This is a genomic window from Actinokineospora terrae, assembly GCF_900111175.1.
In the GTDB taxonomy this organism is placed as follows: Bacteria; Actinomycetota; Actinomycetes; order Mycobacteriales; family Pseudonocardiaceae; genus Actinokineospora; species Actinokineospora terrae.
Genome location: NZ_FOGI01000008.1, coordinates 29,892 through 50,041 on the forward strand (window position 1 = coordinate 29,892; position 20,150 = coordinate 50,041).

Genomic DNA, 20,150 nt, shown 5'->3' on the forward strand with positions numbered 1-20,150 from the left:
TCTCAGGCGCCGCGCTTGAGCCGGGCGGCGACCTTGACCGCGCGGCTCGCCTGGAACGAGATCGCGGCCAACTCGGTCTCCCCCGGCGGGGTGGCGCCGTTGTGGGAGATGTGGCTGGCACCGTAGGGGTTGCCCGCCTGGAACTGGATCGGGTCGGCGTAGCCGGGGGCCACGATGATCGCGCCCCAGTGGTAGAAGGTGTTGTTGATCGCCGTGATGGTCGTCTCCTGGCCGCCGTGCGCGGTACCGGTGGACGTGAACGACGATGCCACCTTGTCCACCAGCTTGCCCTGCGACCACAACGGACCTGCCTGGTCGATGAACTGCTTGACCTGCGCGGCGGGCAGGCCGAAGCGGGTCGGGCTGCCGATCAGGACGACGTCGGCCCAGTCCAGGTCGTCCATCGTCGCCTCGGGCACCGACTGGGTCTCGGCGGCGTGCGCGGCCCAGCCCTCGTTGGACGCGATCGCCTCGGCCGGGGCGAGCTCCCTGGCCTTGACCAGGCGGACCTCGGCGCCCTCCTTCTCCGCCGCCTCGGCGGCGGCCCTGGCCAGCGCGTACACGCTGCCCGTCGCCGAGTAGTACACGACCGCCACCTTGACCTGCTCGGTCACCGTTCCTCCAACTAGTTAATGAATTAACTACTGCGACTGTAGCCCCGGGTAGTTGTGATGTCAACGAGAGGGGTGCTGCGTAGGCTGGACCGGTGACGCCCTGGTTGGACGCCGCCCAGCAGCGGTCCTGGCGCGCGCTCGTGGAGGGCGCGGGCCTGCTGCTGGCCCGCGTCGACAAGCACCTGCGCGACAGCCACGGCCTGACGCTGGCCGAGTACGAGATCCTGGTGCACCTGTCCGAGGGGCACCTGCACATGTCCGAGCTCGCCGCGCAGGTCAGCCACTCGCGGGCGCGGGTGACCCAGACCGTGGACCGGCTGGTCCGCGCGGGTCTGGTGACGCGCTCGCCGTGCCCGCAGGACCGCCGGGGGGTGCACGCGGCGCTGACGGACCCGGGTCGGGCCCGGCTGGAGGCGGCCGCGCGCGACCACGTGCTGGAGGTGCGGCGGCTGGTGGTGGACGTGCTCGACACCGACGAACTCGCCGCCGTGGGCTCGGCCCTGGCCAAGGTCCGCGCCGCTGCCCAGGATTAGACCGTGTGCACCTCTACACCGGCGTCCTCGAAGGCGGCGACGGCCTCGGCGGGGGCGGCGGAGTCGGTGATGAGCAGGCGCATGGCCGAGACCGGGCAGATCTGGGCGAAGGCGTGGCGGCCGAGCTTGGAGCTGTCGGCGATGACGATGACCCGGCGGGCCCGCTCGGCCATCAGCCGGTTGATGCTGGCCTCGCCCTCGTGGTGGGCGTAGGCGCCGTGCACCGGGTCGACCGCGTCGACGCCGAGGAACACCACGTCCAGGGTGATCTCGTCGAGGATCCTGGTGGCCAGCGGGCCGCTGAGCTCGAAGGACTGCGGGCGGGCGACGCCGCCGGTGACGACGATCTTGACGTGCGGGCGGACGGCCAGCTCGTTGGCGATGTTGAGCGCGTTGGTGACCACGGTCAGCGCCGGTTCGTCGGTCTGGTTGAAGTCGGGGCGGATGGCCAGCGCGCGGGCGATCTCGGTGGTCGTGGTGCCGCCGTTGAGGCCGACCACGGTGCCGCGGGCGACCATCGCGGCGGCGGCCTTGCCGATGCGCTCCTTCTCGGAGGCGTGCCGGGCGGTCTTGTAGCGCAGCGGCAGGTCGTAGGCGACGTTGTTGGCGACGGCGCCGCCGCGGGTGCGGGTGAGCAGCTGCTGCTCGGCGAGGTGGTCGAGGTCGCGGCGGATGGTGGCCGCGCTCACCCCGAGTTCGTCGGCGAGGTCGTCGACGTCGACCTTGCCGCGCTGCCCGAGCATGTCCAGCAGCGTGCTGAGCCGCTCGTACCGGTCCACCCGTGCACCACCCTCCCCGCTCTCCCGCGCACACCCGCGGCGTTGCAAGGTATCGCCAAGTGAACGCACATTCAACGACCGAAACGCTTGGCATCGGCTGACTGATCACGCAGTATTCGGTGCGCGCGCGAGCAGGTTCGAGCGCTCGAGCGCCGAGATGGACGCCCAAGGGGAAGGAAGCGCATGGCAGCGGACCAGCACGTGGTCGCGGTGGACGTCGGAGGTACCTCGATCAAGGCCGCGCTGGTCGACCGGGACCTGCGCGCCGTCGAGACCCTGCGCGAGCCGACCAGGCGGACCGGCGAGGTGGCCGACGTGGGCCAGATCGCCGAGCTGGTCAACCGGCTCGGCGCGGGCCACGACGTGGTGGGCGCGGGAGTGGCGGTGCCGGGGGTGGTCGACGACGAGCTGGGCCTGGTCCGCACGGCGGTCAACCTGGGCTGGCACGACGTGCCGCTGCGCGCGGAGCTGGAGGCGGCGACGTCGGTGCCGCTGCTGGTGCGCCACGACGTCCGCACGGGCGGGCTGGCCGAGTTCACCGTCGGCGCGGGCAAGGGCGCGCCGGACGCCATGTTCATGCCCGTCGGCACCGGCATCGCGGCCGCGGTCCAGGTGGACGGCTCCGTGCTCGGCGCCTCGGGCTACGCCGGTGAGATCGGCCACCTCATCGTCGACCCGGGCGGCGCCACCTGCGGCTGCGGCGCCCGCGGCTGCCTGGAGACCCTCGCCGCCGCCCCCGCCTTCGCCCGCCGCTACGCCGAGCGCACCGGCCGCACCATCACCGACGCCGCCGGGGTAGCCGGCCTGCTCTCCACCGACCCCGACGCCCGCGCCGTCTGGCGCGACGCCGTCGACGCCCTGGCCACCGCCCTCCAGGCCGCGGTAACCCTGTTCGGCCCCTCCATCATCGTCATCGGCGGCGGCGTCGCGGAAGCGGGCGAGGCCCTCATCGCGCCGCTGCGCGAGGAACTCCTCAACCGCCTCCAGTTCCAACGCAAACCAGAGGTAGTCCGCGCCGCCCTAGGCCAAGACGCAGGCCGCGTAGGCGCCGCCCTCCTAGGCTGGCAAGCCGCCAAGTCCTAACCCCCACCTCCTCGACCGCGCCGCCCTCGTCCAGCGGCGCGGTCACCCGGCGACCACCGACGCCCGATCATCGATACGGGCGTCCTCCGCCTCGAAGCACCGCCGGAACGGGTTGTCCCGAGTGCGTCCAGCCCCAACCCGCCCCCAAATATTGGGTCCAACCACGCGCCCCTTGCAGTCGTTGGCCCCAGCGTGCCCCTCCCAGGCATTGGCCCCAGCGTGCCCGCCACAGTCGTTGGCCCTTACCCGGCCCTCTACGACGTTGGCCCCAACGCGCCCTCTACAACGTTGGCCAAACAACGCTCCTCACAGCCTACCGAAAAGCACCGGACAAAACGGGCGCAGCGAGCAGCAGCCTGTGGACAACTCCCACCCGACCACCAACCCCACCAAGATCACACCAACGGCAGCAGGTTCGGCTTCCACACCCCATCCGCCGCCAAAGCCGCCGCGCGCCGCTCCACCGACACCTCCCCATACGTAGTAGTCCGTTGCCGCGAAGGACGACCCGCGAGCGCTGCCAGAGCTTCCAAGTCGGCGATCGTCTTGTAGCTGCCGTTGGCGCTGCCTGCCATCCGGCTGATGGTCTCCTCCATGAGCGTGCCGCCGAGGTCGTTGACGCCGCCGCGCAGGACGTCGACGACGCCGGGATCGCCGAGTTTGACCCAGCTGGTCTGGATGTTGGGGATGCGGCCGTGCAGCAGGATCCTGGCCAGGGCGTGGACGGCGCGGTTCTCCAGGTGGGTGGGGCCGGGGCGGGCGATGCCCGCGAGGTAGAGCGGGGCGTTGGTGTGGACGAACGGCAGCAGGACGAACTCGCTGAACCCGCCCGTGTCGTCCTGCAGCGCGCCGATCAGCTTGAGGTGCGCCACCCAGTGCGCTGGGGTGTCGACGTGGCCGTACATCATGGTCGACGTGGTCGGGATGCCGAGTCGGTGCGCGGTCGTCACGACCTCGATCCACTCGGCGGTCGGCAGTTTGCCCTTGGTGAGCACCCAGCGCACGTCGTCGTCGAGGATCTCGGCCGCCGTGCCGGGCAACGAGTCCACACCGGACTCGCGGGCGGCCGTCAACCAGTCCGCAATGGACAGGTTGGACCTGGTGGCACCGTTGACGACCTCCATCGGCGAGAACGCGTGCACGTGCAGCCCGGGCGCGCGCTTGCGGACCTCGGCCGCGATGTCGAAGTACGCCGTCCCGGGCAGGTCCGGGTGGATGCCGCCCTGCATGCACACCTCGGTCGCGCCGACCGCCCACGCCTGCTCGGCCCGGGTGCCGACCTGCTCCAGCGACAGCGTGTACGCGTCGGCGTCCGTGCGGCGCTGGGCGAACGCGCAGAACCGGCAGCCGGTGTAGCACACGTTGGTGAAGTTGATGTTCCGAGTGACCACATAGGTCACGACGTCGCCCACGGCCTCGCGCCGCAACGCGTCCGCGAAGGACGCCAGCGCCTCGATCTCGGCCCCCGGCCCGGCCGACAGCAGCACCAGGGCGTCCGAATCGGACAGACCGGACGGGTTCTTCTCCGCGTGCCGCAACGCGGTCGCGAACTCGGGTCGAACCGCTCCCCCGCCGCCCACGACCCGGTCGGCGTGGACGACCAGTTCCCGCAGGGAGTCCCAGTCGCCGTACACGGAGTCGAAGTCGTCGCGGCGGTCCGCGGTGCGGCCGGTGGTGTCGATCGTGCTGTGCAGGTCCGTCCGCCCGGAGTCGACCAGCGCGACTTCCGGTTCCTGCCAGGGCCTCCCGACCACGGGTGCGTCCTCGACGGCGAGCCCGGTGTCCGGATCGGCCAGCGCGGCGACGTGCGCGGCCAGCCGGGGGTCGAGCCAGGGCTCGCCGCGCTTGAGGTACTCGGGGTAGATGGTCAGCCGCTCGGCGAGCCGGAACCCGGCCGCGGCGGTGCGCTCGGCGAGGGTGTCGATCTGCGGCCAGGGGCGCTCGGGGTTGACGTGGTCGGGGGTCAGCGGTGAGACGCCGCCCCAGTCGTCGATCCCGGCGCGCAGCAACAGCTCGAACTCGTCGCCGATGAGGTTGGGCGGTGCCTGGATCCGGGCCTTGGGGCCGAGCACGACCCGCGCGACGGCGACGGTGGCGGCCAGTTCCTCGGCCTCGGCGTCGGGCATGCCGCGCATCGCGGTGTCCGGTTTGGCCCGGAAGTTCTGGATGATCGTCTCCTGGATCCCGCCGTACTGCCGGGAGATCCGGCGGATCGCGAACAGCGACTCGACCCGGTCGGCCAGGGTCTCGCCGATGCCGATCAGCACGCCGGTGGTGAACGGCACCGCCGAGCGGCCCGCCTCCTCCAGCACCCGCAGCCGCACCGCGGGTTCCTTGTCCGGCGACCCGTAGTGCGGCCCGCCCTTCTCCGACCACAGCCTCTCCGCCGTGGTCTCCAGCATCATCCCCATCGATGGCGCGACGGGCTTGAGCCGCTGGAAGTCGGTCCACCCGAGCACGCCGGGGTTGAGGTGCGGCAGCAGGCCGGTCTCCTCCAGCACCCGGATCGCCATCGCCCGCACGTACGACAGGGTGTCGGGGTAGCCCGCGGCCTCCAGCCACTCCGCGGCCGCCGCCCACCGGTCCTCCGGGCGGTCACCGAGGGTGAACAGGGCTTCCTTGCAGCCCATCGCCGCGCCCTGCCTGGCGATCTCCAGCACCTCGTCGGGGCTGAGGAACGGCGCGGGGAGCCGACCGGGGACAGTCGCGAAGGTGCAGTAGTGACACCGGTCACGGCACAGCCGGGTCAGCGGGATGAACACCTTGCGCGAGTAGGTGATCACCCCGGTCCTGCCGACCTCGGCCAGCCCGGCGTCGCGCACCCGCGAGGCGGTGGCGAACAGGTCGGCCAGGTGCTCACCCCGCGCGTGCAGCAGGATCTCGGCCTCGGTCTGGTCCACCGCGACGCCGTCGCGGGCCCGGCGCAGGGCACGTCGGAGCGCGGAGTCGGTGGGCACGGGCAGGGTCACGGCACCTCCAGGGAGTGGCTTCGTCCAACCTATCCACCGGTATGGACGAAAACCCGGCCCTGGTGATTCCGGACTCAGCCGGGCAGCACCCCGACGACGGCCTTCTTGGCCTTGCGCGGCGCGCTCACGACGGCGGATCCGACGTGGTCGCTGGTGTCGGAGATCCAGTCGCCGAGGTCGTGGGTGGCCCGCTTGGCACGCCACGCGACCGACGGTTTGCCGTGCGTGTCGGCGGAAGCGAGCAGCAGCCCGCCGAGCAGGCCGACGTTCTTCAGGAAGTGGATCAGCTGCTGCTTGCGCTCGGCCGGGTCCTTCTCCTCCCAGAACGGGTGCGCGGCGACAGTGGTCGGGACCACACTGGCCGAGAGCAGCAGCGCGGCCAGGCGCGGCACCTTGCCCAGCGCCAGCGCGACCCCGGCGGCGACCTTGACGGCGCCGTCGATGCGCACGAGCGCCACCGGGTCGGTGGGCACCTGCTCGGGGAGCTTGTCGCCGACCTTGGCGAGCAGTGGTTTCGCGGCCTCGGCGTGCGCCTCGGGGGACCGCAGCGCGTTGATTCCCCCGCTGATGAAGATGGCGGCGAGCATCGGACGGGCCAGCCTGCGCAGGATCATGATCTAGTCCCTCTCTGTCTCGTGCCTGGTTCAGTCGACCCGGTGCTTGGTCTGCTCGACCAGGTCACGCACGTGCGAGATGTCCCCGCACCCCGCCGACACGCGCGCGGCCCTGGCCTCGACGAACTTCTCGCCGAGTTCGACCCGCCGCTGCTCGGGCACGGTGTCACGGGCGGCGTTGAGGATGGTCCGCTCCTCCTCGTCGACGTGGTGGTTGATGGCCTTGACCAGGTCCTCGAGCTTCTCGTCCCACTCCTGCGCCTCGGGATCCCCCACCTCCATCAACGCCAACAGCGCCTGGTGCCCCTCGGCGTGCTCCTCGGCCCCGTGCTCGACTTCGTGCGCATCGATGTCCTGGAACCGCCGCAGCGCCGGGTAGACCTCCCCCTCCTCGGCCTCCGCGTGCGCCACCAGCAACTCGGCGAGGTCCCTGAGCGCCCCCACCCGGTCCTCGGAGTTGTCCCGCAACCGCCGGAACAAGTCCTCGAACCGCCGGTGATCAGCCAGGATCAACTCGATGACGTCTCCGGACACTGCCCGCCTCCCAACCTGGTCTTCCCCCACCCGGTCAGTACCCCTACCAGCAGCCAATCAACCCTCCCAGCCACGCTAGGCCCGTCCCCCCACCCCGTCCCCCCACACCACCCCATCAGGCGACGGTCCTCAACGCGCCCCTCCCAGACGTCCGCCCACGCACACCCCTCACAGGCGACGGTCCTTGACTCGCCCCCTGTACGACTGGCCTCTACGCGCCCGCCACGGCCATCCGCCCTCATGTCCCCTTCACAGGCAATAGCCCTGAACACGCCCCTCTACGACGTTGGCCCTCACCCAGCCCTCACAAACGTTGGCCAGCCACGCGCCCCTCCCAGGCGGTGGCCGAACAACGCTCCTCGGAGTCGCTGGTGCCAAGCCGGCTCGATGGGGCGGACTTGTTTTGTGTGGGGGGACAGCAGCCGTAGCGTCGTCCACGCGGCAGGGCCTGCTTTTCGGCCCCCGCTTTGTGGTTCTGCCACGGGTGTTGCAGGGGCCCCACGCAAAACAAGTCCGCCGCATCGAGCAAAGCTCGAAACTCGCGCCCAGGCCAATGCCGCAGGCGAGGTCTACCCGTCGACGGCGCAGCCGAGACCGAGAGCCAGACACCCCTCAGCTCAAGATCAAACCCGCCACAGCAGCCCCCGATACACAGCTTACCGGCGCACACCGACAAAACGCCCAGAGCGAGCAGCACCCCTGTGGACAACCCCACTCCACAAGATCAAACCGCCCCAAGCACCCCCCAACACACAGCCTACCGGCGACCACCGACAAAACAGGCAGAGCGAGCCACCACCCTGTGGACAACCCGCCCGCCAAGTCCGCCCCAGCTACTCCGACCCAGCCTCGATATCCCCCTCCACCTGCAAATACAACTCCCGCAACTCCCGCAACGTCTCCGGATCCGGCTCTGCCCACATCTTCCGCTCAGCCGCCTCCAGCAACCGCTCCGCGATCCCGTGCAGCGCCCAAGGATTCGACTCACTCAAGAACTTCCGGTTTTCCGGATCCAACGCATACGTTTGCGCCAACTTGTCGTACATCCAGTCAGCCACAACGCCGGTCGTCGCGTCATACCCGAACAAGTAATCCACGGTGGCCGCCAACTCGAACGCACCCTTGTACCCGTGCCGCCGCATGGCCTCGATCCAGCGCGGATTGACCACACGCGACCGGAAGACCCTGTTCGTCTCCTCGGCCAAGGTCCGCGTTCGCACGGACTCCGGCCGAGTGCTGTCCCCGATGTAAGCCGCCGGAGCGCGTCCGGTGAGGGCGCGCACCGTGGCGATCATGCCGCCGTGGTACTGGAAGTAGTCGTCGGAGTCGGCGATGTCGTGTTCTCGGGTGTCGACGTTCTTGGCGGCTACGTTGATTCGGCGGTAGGCGGCTTCCATGGCGGGGCGGGCGGCGACGCCGTCGAGGTCGCGGCCGTAGGCGAAGCCGCCCCAGACGGCGTAGACCTCGGCGAGGTCGGAGTCGTCGCGCCAGTTGTGGCTGTCGATCAGCGGGAGCAGGCCCGCGCCGTACGCGCCCGGCTTGGAGCCGAAGATGCGGGTGGTCGCGGTCCGGGCGTCGGCGTCGGAATCGGCCAGCACGTGGGCGCGGACGTAGTTGTCCTCATCGGACTCGTCGAGGTCGGCGACCAGGCGCACGGCGTCGTCGAGCATGTAGACCACGTGCGGGAAGGCGTCGCGGAAGAAGCCGGAGATGCGGACCGTCACGTCCACGCGCGGCCGACCCAGCTCGGCCGGCGGGATGGCCTCCAGCGAGCTGACCCGGCGCGAGGCCTCGTCCCACACCGGCCGAACACCCAGCAGTGCCAACACCTCGGCGATGTCGTCGCCGGAGGTGCGCATCGCGGACGTCCCCCACACCGACAGCCCCACCGAGCGCGGCCACTCCCCCGTGTCCTTGCGGTACCGGGCGAGCAGCGACTCGGCCATCGCCGAACCCGTCTCCCACGCCAACCGCGACGGGATCGCCTTCGGGTCGACCGAGTAGAAGTTGCGCCCCGTCGGCAGCACGTTCACCAAGCCGCGCAACGGGGATCCGCTCGGCCCCGCGGGCACGTACCCGCCATCCAGGGCGTGCAGGATGTTGTCGAGCTCGTCGGTCGTGCGGGCCAGGCGCGGCACGATCTCCTCGGCCGCGAAGCCCAGAACCGCCTCCACAGCGGGATTCGACTTCCCGAGAACGTCCACACAGGCCTGTCGTGCGTCACCCCAGCCCGCGTCTTCCATGGCCTGCACCAGTGACAGCGCGACCGCGTCGATCTCGTCTACGCGTGTACGGCTCTCCGACCCGTCCTCCGCCAGCCCGAGCGCCTCGCGCAGACCCGGCAGCGCGGCGGCCTGCCCGCCCCACATCTGGCGGGCGCGCAGCATCGAGTTGACCAAGTTCACCCGCGCGGCCCCGACCGGGGCGTCACCGAGGGTGTGCAGGCCGTCGCGGATCTGCACGTCCTTGATCTCGCACAGCCAGCCGTCGACGTGCAGCAGGAAGTCGTCGAACTCGACGTCGTGCGGGCGGTCGTCGAGGCCGAGGTCGTGGTCGAGCTTCGCGGCCTGGATCAGCGTCCAGATCTGCGCGCGGATGGCGGGCAGCTTCGCCGGGTCCATCGCGGCGATGTTGGAGTGCTCGTCGAGCAGCTGCTCCAGCCGGGCGATGTCGCCGTAGCTCTCGGCGCGGGCCATCGGCGGGACCAGGTGGTCGACGAGGGTGGCGTGCGCGCGCCGCTTGGCCTGCGTGCCCTCGCCCGGGTCGTTGACCAGGAACGGGTACACCAGCGGCAGATCACCCAGCGCGGCGTCCGGCCCGCACGACGCGGACAGGCCGAGGTTCTTGCCCGGCAACCACTCCAGGTTGCCGTGCTTTCCCAAGTGGACCATCGCGTGCGCGCCGAAGGTGCTCGCGACCCAGCGGTACGCGGCGAGGTAGTGGTGGCTCGGCGGCAGGTCCGGGTCGTGGTAGATCGCGACCGGGTTCTCGCCGAAGCCCCGCGGCGGCTGGACCATCAGCACCAGGTTCCCGGCGCGCAGCGCGGCCAGCACGATCTCGCCCTCGGGGTCGGCGGAGCGGTCGACGAACAGCTCGCCCGGCGCGGGACCCCAGTGCTGCTCCATCGAGGCGCGCAGGTCCTCGGGCAGGGTGTCGAAGTAGGCGCGGTACTCGGCGGCGGAGATGCGCACCGGGTTGCCGGTCAGCTGCTTCTCGGTCAACCAGTTCGGGTCCTGGCCGCCCGCCTCGATCAGCGCGTGGATGAGCGCGTCACCGTCGCCGTTGGCCACACCCGGCAGCGCGTCCTCGGGGCCCAGGTCGTAGCCCGCGGCGCGTAGTGCGTCCAGTAGGCGGATAGCGCTAACCGGCGAGTCGAGGCCGACAGCGTTACCGATGCGAGAGTGCTTCGTCGGGTACGCCGACAGCATCAGCGCGATCTTGCGCTCGGCGGGCGGGGTGTGACGCAGTACGGCGTGCTTGACCGCGATGCCAGCGACCCGGGCAGCCCTCTCAGGGTTCGGTACGTATACCGAGAGCCCGTCGCGGTCCTGCTCCTTGAACGAGAACGGCACAGTGATCAGACGGCCGTCGAACTCCGGTACCGCTACCTGGGTCGCGGTGTCCAACGGCGACAGGCCGTCGTCACTCTCCTCCCAGGTCGCCCGGTCGGAGGTCAGCGCTAGACCCTGCAGGATCGGGATGTCCAGGTCAGCGAGCGCGCCCACGTCCCACGCGCCGTCGTCCCCGCCAGCGCTAGCGGCAGCGGGCAGCGTCCCTCCGGCGGCGAGCACGGTGACGATAAGAGCGTCGAGCGTGCCTAGAACCGACAGCAGCTCCTGCGGCGCGGTACGCAACGACGCGCAGTACACCGGTACCGCTACCGCTCCGGCGTCCTCGACAGCGTCAGCGAGGGCGGCGATGAACGCGGTGTTCCCGGCCAGGTGGTGCGCGCGGTAGTAGAGGACGCCGACGCGAGGCCCCTCGGTCCGGCGGGCCTCGCGCTCCAGGTGACCCCACGGCGCCAGGTCGACCGGCGCGGCGAACCCGGTGCCGGTGAGCAGGATCGTGTCGGACAGGAAGTGAACAAGCTCACGGAGGTTGTCCGGGCCGCCGAACGCGAGGTAGCGGTGGGCCTCGGCGACGACCCCGCCGGGCACCGTGGACAGCTCCATCAGCTCCGCGTCCGGCGCCTGCTCACCACCCAGGACGACCACCGGCCGCGGCCCGGCGAGCAGCGAGTCCAGGCCTTCCTCCCACGCCCGGCGCCCGCCCAGCAGCCGGACGACGACGATGTCGGCGCCCTCCAGCAGCCCGGGCAGGTCGTCGAGGTGCAGCCGGGCCGGGTTGGCCAGCCGGTACTCGGCGCCGCTGGCGCGCGCGGAGAGCAGATCGGTGTCCGAGGTCGACAAGAGCAGGATCATGAGGCCCTTCCTGGGGTCCTCGCCCCGGGTCGTGGGTGGCGACGGCCGGAGTGTCCTGGCTCCCGGATCAGTGCTCGCCCTGGCCTTCCGGCTGGTGCCGTGGCGTGTTCAGGGTCCGCTCCCCGGTGACAGTGGCGGGACCGCGCCGGAGTCTCACCGGCTTCCTCCACATGCCATCGCTGCTTGGACCTCACCCTATATTCGGCAGGTGCCTTCCTCCCAGCGCCGAACGGGCGCCGACGCCTGCCCCGGCGCGCTCGACGTGCACCGGGCGGCCGACGGCGGCCTGGCGCGGGTCCGGGTCCCGGGTGGGCGACTGCGCGCCGACCAGCTGCACCGGCTGGCCGATCTGGCCGCCGACCTGGGTGACGGCGCCCTGGAGCTGACGTCGCGGGCGAACCTGCAGCTGCGCGGGCTGGCCGAGGGCGCCGAGCAGGAACTGGGCGCGGAACTGGCGGCCATCGGGCTGCTGCCGTCGCGGACCCACGAGAAAGTGCGCAACATCATGGCGTCCCCGCTGGGCCCCGGTGACCTGGTGGCCGAGCTGGACGCGGCGGTGTGCGCGGAGAGTGACCTGGCCGCCCTGCCGGGACGCTTCCTGTTCGCCCTGGACAGCGGCGCCGGTGACGTGGCGTGGTCACGCGCGGACCTCGCGGCCCTACCGGTCGGCGACCGCGTGCCCCTGCTGATCGGCGGCACCGACCACGGCATCCGCTTGACACGCGACCAGGTCGTCCCAGCGATGATCGCCTGCGCGAAGGCATTCCTGCTGGTCCGGGACGAGCAGTGGCGGATCGCCGAACTACCGGACACAGGGGTCATCCCGGCCGCGCTCGTTGACACCGCGGCCGGCTTCGCGGCGAGCCCTGATCGGGTGATCCCGGGCACACCACCCACCGCAGGACCGGTCGGGGCGGTCGTGTTCGCTGATGGTGGGCGTGGTGTTGGTGCTGCCGTGCCGTTGGGGCGGTTGAGCGCGGATCAGGCGTGGGCGCTTGGTGATGTGGTCATCACTCCGTGGCGTGGGGTTGTGGTGCGCGGTGAGCTGCCTGAGATCGGGTTGATCACCGACCCGGCGGCGGCTGGGATCGGGGTGACGGCGTGTGCGGGGCGGCCGCATTGTCACAAGGCGCTGGCGGATGTTCGGGCGGCGGCGCTGGCTGTGACGGTCCCGGGGCGGGCGGTGCACTGGGCGGGGTGTGCGCGTCGGTGTGGGCGGCCCGCGGGGGACGTGCTCGATGTGGTGGCGACAACGGACGGCTATCTCGTCGACGGCCGGGTGATCCCCGGCGAGCGGGTGACTGAGGCGGTCGCCCGAGGAAGGCAGGGCTAACGGTGACGGACTACATCAGGGACGGCGCGGAGATCTACCGCCGCTCGTTCGCGACCATCCGCAGTGAGGCCAACCTGGCCGGGCTGCCCGAGGATGTGGCGCGCGTCGTGGTCCGCATGATCCACGCCTGCGGCATGGTCGACCTGGTCGACGACGTCGCCTACTCCCCCGACGTCGTCGCCTCCGCTCGTGCCGCGCTGCTGGCGGGCGCGCCGGTGCTGTGTGACGCGCACATGGTCGCCTCCGGGATCACCCGCAAGCGCCTGCCCGCCGACAACGAGATCGTCTGCACGTTGACCGAGCCCGGGGTGCCCGAACGGGCCGCGGAGTTGGGCAACACGCGCAGCGCGGCGGCGCTGGAGCTGTGGCGGGACCGGTTGGCGGGGTCGGTGGTGGCCATCGGCAACGCGCCGACCGCACTGTTCCACCTGCTCGACATGATCGGCGCGGGCGCGGGCCGTCCGGCCGCGATCCTAGGGCTGCCTGTTGGGTTCATCGGCGCCGCGGAGTCGAAGGACGCTCTTGCCGCGCACGGCGGCGGTATCCCGTACCTGGTGGTTCGTGGTCGGCGCGGCGGTAGCGCCATGGCCGTTGCCGCTGTCAACGCGATCGCGAGTGAGGCAGAGTGACTGGCACCCTCTATGGCGTCGGGCTCGGTCCCGGCGACCCCGATCTTGTCACCGTCAAGGCCGCTCGTCTGATTGGCGCTGCCGATGTGATCGCGTACCACAGCGCTCGCCACGGTAGGTCTATCGCGCGTGGGGTGGCTGAGCCGTACTTGCGTGAGGGGCAGATCGAGGAGCAGTTGGTCTACCCGCTGACGACAGAGACAACGGACCACCCCGGTGGTTACGCGGGTGCGATGGCCGAGTTCTACGAGCACGCGGCCGCGAGGTTGGCCGCGCACCTGGACGCCGGTCGGGACGTGGTTGTCCTAGCCGAGGGCGATCCGCTGTTCTACGGCTCTTACATGCACATGCACAAGCGGCTGAGTGACCGGTATCCGACCGAGGTGGTTCCGGGCATCACGTCCGTTAGTGCTGCCGCGGCGGTCTTGGGTCGTCCGCTGGTGGAGGGCGAAGAGGTTCTGACGGTCCTACCGGGCACCTTGCCTGGGGAGGCGTTGGCGGAGCACTTGGCGCGGACCGATTCGGCGGCGGTGCTGAAGCTGGGGCGCACGTTCGGCAAGGTGCGGGACGCGTTCGAGCAGGCCGGGAAGCTGGATCGGGCGCTGTACGTGGAACGGGCGACGTGGTCCACGGGCCGCAGCCTCCCACTGTCCGAAGTGGACCCGTTGAGCGTGCCGTACTTCTCGTTGGCGCTGCTGCCAAGCCCGGTCAACGACGGTGTGAGCTCGGCGCGGCCCGCGGTCGAGGCGGCTCCGGTGCCGGGCGAGGTTGTCGTGGTGGGCACTGGTCCCGCCGGTCGGCCGTGGTTGACGCCGGAGGTGCAGGAAGCCTTGTCGCTGGCCGATGATCTCGTCGGCTATAAGACCTATCTGGACCGTGTCCCGGTCAACCCGCGCCAGCAGCGGCATGCCTCGGACAACCAGGTGGAGGCCGAGCGCGCGGCGTTCGCGTTGGACCTGGCCAAGCGCGGCCGCCGGGTCGTGGTCGTGTCGTCGGGCGACCCGGGCGTCTTCGCCATGGCCGCCGCCGTGCTGGAGGTCGCCACCGACCCCCAGTGGCAGGACGTCCCGGTGCGCGTCCTGCCCGGCCTGACCGCCGCCCAGGCCGTCGCCAGCCGCGTGGGCGCGCCCCTGGGCCACGACTTCTGCGTGATCTCCCTGTCCGACCGGCTCAAACCGTGGCAGGTCATCACCACCCGCCTCACCGCCGTGGCCCAGGCCGACCTCGTCATCGCCATCTACAACCCGGCGTCCAAGACCCGCACCTGGCAACTCACCGAGGCCCGCGACCTGCTCCTCACCCACCGCTCCCCAGACACCCCCGTGGTCATCGGCCGCGACGTCGGCGGCCCGGAGGAGTCGATCCGGGTCGTCCGCCTCGCCGATCTGGATCCGACCACAGTGGACATGCGCTGCCTGCTCCTGATCGGCTCCTCCCAAACCCGCCACCTCCGGAAATCCGATGGCACCCACGTCGTCTTCACCCCGCGCCACTACCCCGCCGTCACCGGGTGAGTTCGACCAGCGCGGCGAGTTCGTCGTCGTCGAGTTCGGTGAAGTGGTTGGTGCCGGTGAGGATCGAGTCGGCCAGGTGGCGTTTGGTGCGGAGCAGGTCGGCGATGCGGTCCTCGACGGTGCCCTCGGCGATGAGGCGGTGGACCTGGACGGGTCGGGATTGGCCGATCCGGTAGGCGCGGTCGGTGGCCTGGTCCTCGACTGCGGGGTTCCACCAGCGGTCGTAGTGCAGGACGTGGTCGGCGCGGGTGAGGTTGAGACCGGTTCCGGCGGCTTTCAGGGACAGCAGGAACACGCCGAACTTGCCCGCGGTGAACTCCTCGACGAGCCGTTCTCGTTGCGGCACCGGGGTTCCACCGTGCAGGAGCCCACAGGACACCTGCCGTTCCAGGAGGTGCCGTTCCAGCAGGCGGGCCATCGTCACGTACTGGGTGAACACCAGCACCGCGGAGTCCTCGGCGAGGATCGTGTCCACCAACTCGTCCAGCAAGGCGAGCTTCCCCGACCGCCCCGTCAGCCGCCCTTCACGGTCCCGCAAGTACTGCGCCGGGTGGTTGCAGATCTGCTTCAACGACGTCAACAGCCGCAACACGTGCCCGCGCCGCGCCATCCCCTCCGCGCCCCGGATCTCCACCATCGCCTCCCGAACGGCGGCGGTGTAAAGACCTGCCTGCTCGCGGGTCAACGGCACGGGGTGGTCGGTCTCGGTCTTCGGCGGCAGTTCCGGCACGATCCCCGGGTCGGACTTGCGGCGCCGCAACAGGAACGGCCGGATGAGGCGGGCGAACGTCTCGGCCACCCTAGGATCGACCCCCACCGGATCGGCCCACTTGGTCCGGAACGACGCGCGGGTCCCGAGCAGCCCCGGTGTCGTCCAGTCGAGCAGCGCCCACAGGTCCGTCAAGCTGTTCTCCACCGGGGTGCCCGTCAACGCGACCCGAGCCGCTCCGGGGATCGTGCGCAAAGCCTTGGCGGTAGCGGAGTCCGGGTTCTTCGCGTGCTGCGCCTCATCCGCGACGACCAGCCCCCACGGCTGCCCCGCCAACCGCGCCGCGTCCCGGCGGAGCACGGCGTAGGTGGTCAGCACGATCCCCTGGTCGGCGAGGACCCGGTTCGCCCCGTGGTACCGCGTGACCGGCACGCTCGGCGCGAACCGAGCCACCTCACGCGCCCAGTTCCCCAGCAGTGAGGCCGGGCAGACCACCAGCGTCGGTTCCACAGTGGACCGGTGCAGGTGCAGCGCGATCACCGTGATCGTCTTGCCCAGTCCCATGTCGTCGGCCAGGCAGGCACCCAGCCCGAGCCGGGTCATCCGCGCCAGCCACCGCAGCCCCAGCAGTTGGTAGTCGCGCAGCACACCGGTCAGCCCATCCGGTGGCTCGACCACGTCGTCGTCAGGTTCCTCGATCTTGGCGCGCAACGCCTCCAGCCACCCGGTCGCGACCACCGGCACCGCGCGGCCATCGACCTCGGCGGTGCCGGTGATCGACGCCGCCAGCGCCTCCGCGACGGTGAACGGCCTGATGGCACGCGGGGTGACAGCGGAGTCCAGCAGCACCCACCGGTCGCGCAGTCGCACCGCCTGGGCGTGGGTCGCCGCGAGTCGCTCCACTTCGGACCTGCTCAGCGCGGTCCCGTCGAGGACGAGCTCCCAGTCAGCGGTGACCACTCCGTGCGCGGACTCGATGCGCCCGACGACCACGCGCCGGGTCAGGGTGGCGACCATGTGCCGCGGCCAGTGCACGTCCACCCCGAGCCGGGTCGCACTGACCAACAGGTCCCCCACCTCGGCCTCGGTCAGCGCGAGCCGATCCGGCACGTCCTGCGCGAGCAGCCTCCCCAACGGCGGCCACCGGCGGACAACCCGGTGCAGCGCATCGGAAAGCGCCGACTTCGCCGCCTCATCGCCACGTTCGGCGACCTCGCCCGCGTCCACCACGACTCCCCCGGAGTGGACCTGGGGAACGCAGGTGCCGTCCGGGTCGAGCCGCAGCGAGAGCCGCACCCCGCCAGGCAGGCGCAGCACGTCCTCCGGTGGCGGACCGGCGATCGCCTCGACGAACATCCGCACCACGGCGAGCGGTTCCGCATCCGTGACATGCGCCCCGTCCGGCATCCGCCCGGCCAGCTCAGCGAGGCGGTCCCGGTCTTCCTGGCTCAACGAACCGCGCGCGACCTGCCGCAACGCGACCACCACGACCGCGCCCCAGAACGCCGCCGTGCGATCACACCGCGGATCCCGCCTGGCCCTGGCCAGAACCGGCACCGCCTCGGCGATCGGCACCCGCACCACGGCGACCCGGCGACCGGCCAGCACCAGCTCACCCAGTTCGTCCCCGTCCGGCAGCGCGTCACCGTGGAAGGCGACCACCTCGGCCGACTCGACGGTGGCCGCGCAGCGGTGGAGGCCCTGGATCACCGCAGCCAGGCCATGACCTGCTCGACCGCCGACACCACCGGGACCGCGGGCGGCGCCGGTCTCCGCACGACCACCACCGGAATCCCCACCTCGTCAGCGGCGTCCAGTTTGGCCACGGTCAGCGGCCCACCGCTGTCCTTGGTGACCAGCACATCGATCCGGTGCTCGCGGAGCACCGCGAGTTCGCCCTCCACTGTGTACGGACCGCGATCGAGCACCACCTCCGACCGCGCGGGTACCGGCGGCTCGGGCGGATCCACGCACCGCACCAGGAACCACGCCGACGACCCGGCGAACGCCGCGAGCCCCTGCCGACCCGTGGTCAGGAAGACCCGCTCCCCCAGCCCCTCCGCCACGACACGTGCCTCGTCCAAAGACCCGACCCAGTGCCACCCCGGACGCGACGGCCACCCCGGCCGACGCAACATGAGCAACGGCACCCCGGTCAGCTCAGCAGCCCGGGCAGCTGAGGCACTGATGCGCTCGGCGAACGGGTGCGTGGCGTCCACGACGGCGTCGACCTGGTGCGCGACAAGCCACTCGGCCAGTTTGTCCGGCCCACCGAACCCGCCGACCCGCACCTCCCCCACCGGCAACCGCGGGTCACGAACCCGGCCGGCCAAAGAGGACACAACCGTGTGGTCCTGGCTCTCGTCCAACGCGACCGCCAGCGCCCGGGCCTCGCCCGTGCCGCCCAGGACCAGGACCTTCACGAGCGGTCCCGCTCCGCCGAGTACAGGTGGCTCTCGCAGAACCCGCCCGGGGCGAGCACACGGCCGACGATGATCACCGCGGTGCGCTTGATGCCCGCGTCGTGCACCTTGCCCGCGATGTCGGCCAGCGTCCCCCGAAGCACCACCTCGTCCGCCCGAGAGGCATAGGCCACCACCGCGACCGGGCATTCCGCGCCGTAGTTGGGAATCAGCTCGGCGACGACCTCGTCGATCCGCTGGACAGCCAGGTGCAGCACCATCGTGGCGCCCGACTGCCCCAACGTCCCCAGGTCCTCGCCGGCGGGCATCGGTGTCGCCCGCGCCGAGGTCCGAGTCAGCACAACGGTTTGCCCCAACGCGGGCACCGTCAGCTCCTGCCGCAACGACGCGGCCGCCGCCGCGAACGCGGGCACCCCGGGCGTCACGTCATACGGGACACCGGCCGCATCGAGGCGGCGCATCTGCTCGGCCATCGCGCTGAACACCGACGGATCACCGGAATGCAGCCGTGCGACGTCGTGACCAGCGGCATGCGCGGCGACCAGTTCCGCGATGATCTCGTCCAGGGTCAGCTCGGCCGTGTCGACCTTGCGCGCCCCAGGCGGGCACACGGCCAGCAGCTCGGCGGGCACCAGCGCACCGGCGTACAGGCAGACCGGCGAGGCGGCGATGATGTCCCGCCCGCGCACGGTGATCAGGTCGGCGGCCCCGGGGCCTGCGCCGATGAAGTGCACGGTCATGCGAGCTCCTTGATCGCCACAAGCTGCGTCACCGGCATCGCCTGCCGCCACCCGGTGAACCCGCCCACCGGCGCCGCGCGACCCACCGACAGCCGGGTCAGCGTGCCCCCGACCTCCGCGTGCCACCGGGCGACCAGCACCTCGGACTCCAGCGTCACCGCGTTCACCACCATCCGCCCGCCCGGCCGCAGCGCTGCCCAGCACGCGGGCAGCACACCCTCGGCCGTCACCCCGCCGCCGACGAACACCGCGTCCGGCGCCTCAAGCCCGGCCAACGCCTCCGGCGCCGCGCCGCGGACCAGCACCAGACCGGGCACGCCGAGCGCCGAGGCGTTGCGGACCACCCGGTCAGCCCGGTCGTCCCTGGGCTCCACCGCGATCACCCGGCACGCGGGGTGGGTCCGTGCCCACTCGATGCCCACGCTGCCCGACCCGGCGCCCACGTCCCACAGCAACTGCCCCGGCTCCGGCGCCAGCGACGACACCGTCACCGCCCGGACCTCGCGCTTGGTGATCTGCCCGTCGTGCTCGTACACGTCATCGGGCAGCCCCGGCACCCGCGGCAACCGGCGCGCGCCTGGCTCGGCCGCGCACTCGATCGCGACCACGTTCAACGGCGACACCCCGTCGACGTCCGCGCCGATCCGTTCACCCGGTCCGCCCAGTTCCTCCAGCACAGTGACCGCGCTCGCGCCGAACCCGCGATCCCGCAGCAGCGCCACCACGGCGGCCGGGGTCGACCCGTCCGAGCTGAGCACGAGCACGCGCCGTCCCGGGTGCAGCACGGCGTGCAACCGCGCCAGCGGCCGAGCGACCGCGCTGACCACCGCCACCTCTTGCACCGCCCAACCGAGCCTGGCGCACGCCAACGACAGCGACGACGGGTGCGGCACGACGCGGACGTCGGTGAACCGGCTCAGCGTGGTACCGATGCCGTGGAACATCGGGTCGCCGCTGGCCAGCACGCACAGCACGCGGTCGCGGTAGCGGTCAAGCAGCCCGGGGATGGCGGGCACCATCGGCGACGGCCAGCCGACCCGTTCGGCGGTGACCTCGTCGGGCAGCAGGTCGAGCTGGCGGGACGACCCGAGCACGACCTCGGCGCGGTCCAGTTCGGCGCGCGCGGCCGGGGACAGCCCGGCCACGCCGTCCGCCCCGATCCCGATCACGGTCACCGGTTCGATCCCACTCACCCCTGCCTGTCGGACACCGGCCAAGACCCTAACCGACCCGAGATCCCCACCACGTGCCTTGG

At 71.4% G+C, this 20,150-nt stretch carries 15 protein-coding genes and 1 riboswitch; of the genes, 5 read left to right on the forward strand and 10 right to left on the reverse strand.

Annotated features, from left to right (window positions below; genetic code table 11):
* Window positions 1–2: 2 nt before the first annotated feature.
* Complete coding sequence (gene wrbA, locus BMY07_RS18980; protein ID WP_092780143.1) at window positions 3–614, reverse strand: NAD(P)H:quinone oxidoreductase; 612 nt, start codon at window positions 612–614, stop codon at window positions 3–5.
* 92 nt (window positions 615–706) lie between these two features.
* Here wrbA and BMY07_RS18985 point away from each other — a divergent pair, with 92 nt between their 5' ends.
* On the forward strand, window positions 707–1,147 hold the full coding sequence (locus BMY07_RS18985; protein ID WP_092780145.1) for a MarR family winged helix-turn-helix transcriptional regulator: 441 nt from the start codon (window positions 707–709) through the stop codon (window positions 1,145–1,147).
* Here the strand turns inward: BMY07_RS18985 and BMY07_RS18990 are convergent.
* Window positions 1,144–1,926 (reverse strand): DeoR/GlpR family DNA-binding transcription regulator, encoded by a 783-nt coding sequence (locus BMY07_RS18990; RefSeq protein ID WP_092780147.1) that lies wholly within the window; start codon window positions 1,924–1,926, stop codon window positions 1,144–1,146. The genes BMY07_RS18985 and BMY07_RS18990 overlap by 4 nt on opposite strands.
* 183 nt (window positions 1,927–2,109) lie before the next feature.
* Between BMY07_RS18990 and BMY07_RS18995 the strand changes: the two genes are divergently transcribed.
* Window positions 2,110–3,009 (forward strand): ROK family protein, encoded by a 900-nt coding sequence (locus tag BMY07_RS18995; RefSeq protein ID WP_092780149.1) that lies wholly within the window; start codon window positions 2,110–2,112, stop codon window positions 3,007–3,009.
* 395 nt (window positions 3,010–3,404) lie between these two features.
* Here BMY07_RS18995 and BMY07_RS19000 read toward each other — a convergent pair whose 3' ends face one another.
* The 4 genes from BMY07_RS19000 to cobN form a co-directional block, all read right to left on the reverse strand.
* Window positions 3,405–5,978, reverse strand: a complete 2,574-nt coding sequence (locus BMY07_RS19000) for a bifunctional FO biosynthesis protein CofGH (protein WP_425426326.1) — start codon at window positions 5,976–5,978, stop codon at window positions 3,405–3,407.
* A 74-nt stretch (window positions 5,979–6,052) separates the two neighbouring features.
* A complete protein-coding gene (locus BMY07_RS19005) occupies window positions 6,053–6,592 on the reverse strand; it encodes a DoxX family protein (RefSeq protein WP_092780151.1) in 540 nt (179 codons plus the stop codon).
* 30 nt (window positions 6,593–6,622) lie between these two features.
* Window positions 6,623–7,126 carry a hemerythrin domain-containing protein gene (locus tag BMY07_RS19010; RefSeq protein ID WP_092780153.1) on the reverse strand — a complete coding sequence of 168 codons (504 nt, stop codon included), beginning with the start codon at window positions 7,124–7,126 and terminating at the stop codon, window positions 6,623–6,625.
* An 833-nt stretch (window positions 7,127–7,959) separates the two neighbouring features.
* Window positions 7,960–11,547 carry a cobaltochelatase subunit CobN gene (gene cobN / locus BMY07_RS19015; RefSeq protein ID WP_092780155.1) on the reverse strand — a complete coding sequence of 1,196 codons (3,588 nt, stop codon included), beginning with the start codon at window positions 11,545–11,547 and terminating at the stop codon, window positions 7,960–7,962.
* A 48-nt stretch (window positions 11,548–11,595) separates the two neighbouring features.
* A riboswitch (cobalamin riboswitch) is annotated at window positions 11,596–11,714 on the reverse strand.
* 41 nt (window positions 11,715–11,755) lie between these two features.
* Here cobN and BMY07_RS19020 point away from each other — a divergent pair.
* Genes BMY07_RS19020 through cobJ form a run of 3 tightly spaced genes read left to right on the forward strand, consistent with a single transcriptional unit; the run spans window position 11,756 to window position 15,023 of the window.
* Complete coding sequence (locus tag BMY07_RS19020) at window positions 11,756–12,880, forward strand: hypothetical protein (protein WP_092780157.1); 1,125 nt, start codon at window positions 11,756–11,758, stop codon at window positions 12,878–12,880.
* Between the two features lie 2 nt (window positions 12,881–12,882).
* On the forward strand, window positions 12,883–13,509 hold the full coding sequence (locus tag BMY07_RS19025) for a precorrin-8X methylmutase (protein WP_092780159.1): 627 nt from the start codon (window positions 12,883–12,885) through the stop codon (window positions 13,507–13,509).
* Window positions 13,506–15,023: a precorrin-3B C(17)-methyltransferase gene (gene cobJ, locus BMY07_RS19030; RefSeq protein ID WP_092780161.1), complete on the forward strand. Its 1,518-nt coding sequence runs from the start codon at window positions 13,506–13,508 to the stop codon at window positions 15,021–15,023. The genes BMY07_RS19025 and cobJ overlap by 4 nt, the downstream gene beginning before the upstream one ends.
* On the opposite strand, the gene BMY07_RS19035 is transcribed toward cobJ, so the two are convergent.
* From BMY07_RS19035 to cbiE, 4 genes are read right to left on the reverse strand one after another with little or no spacing between them, the layout of a single operon-like run.
* Window positions 15,013–17,442, reverse strand: coding sequence for a DEAD/DEAH box helicase (locus BMY07_RS19035; RefSeq protein WP_092780163.1), 2,430 nt, complete (start codon window positions 17,440–17,442; stop codon window positions 15,013–15,015). The genes cobJ and BMY07_RS19035 overlap by 11 nt on opposite strands.
* Entirely contained in the window at window positions 17,439–18,155 is a 717-nt protein-coding gene (locus BMY07_RS19040; RefSeq protein WP_245782493.1) for a cobalt-precorrin-6A reductase, read from the reverse strand. The genes BMY07_RS19035 and BMY07_RS19040 overlap by 4 nt, the downstream gene beginning before the upstream one ends.
* Complete coding sequence (cobM, locus tag BMY07_RS35450; protein ID WP_092780167.1) at window positions 18,152–18,895, reverse strand: precorrin-4 C(11)-methyltransferase; 744 nt, start codon at window positions 18,893–18,895, stop codon at window positions 18,152–18,154. Before cobM ends, BMY07_RS19040 begins: the two co-directional genes overlap by 4 nt.
* Window positions 18,892–20,070 (reverse strand): precorrin-6y C5,15-methyltransferase (decarboxylating) subunit CbiE, encoded by a 1,179-nt coding sequence (gene cbiE / locus BMY07_RS19050; protein WP_245782494.1) that lies wholly within the window; start codon window positions 20,068–20,070, stop codon window positions 18,892–18,894. The genes cobM and cbiE overlap by 4 nt, the downstream gene beginning before the upstream one ends.
* Window positions 20,071–20,150: the final 80 nt, after the last annotated feature.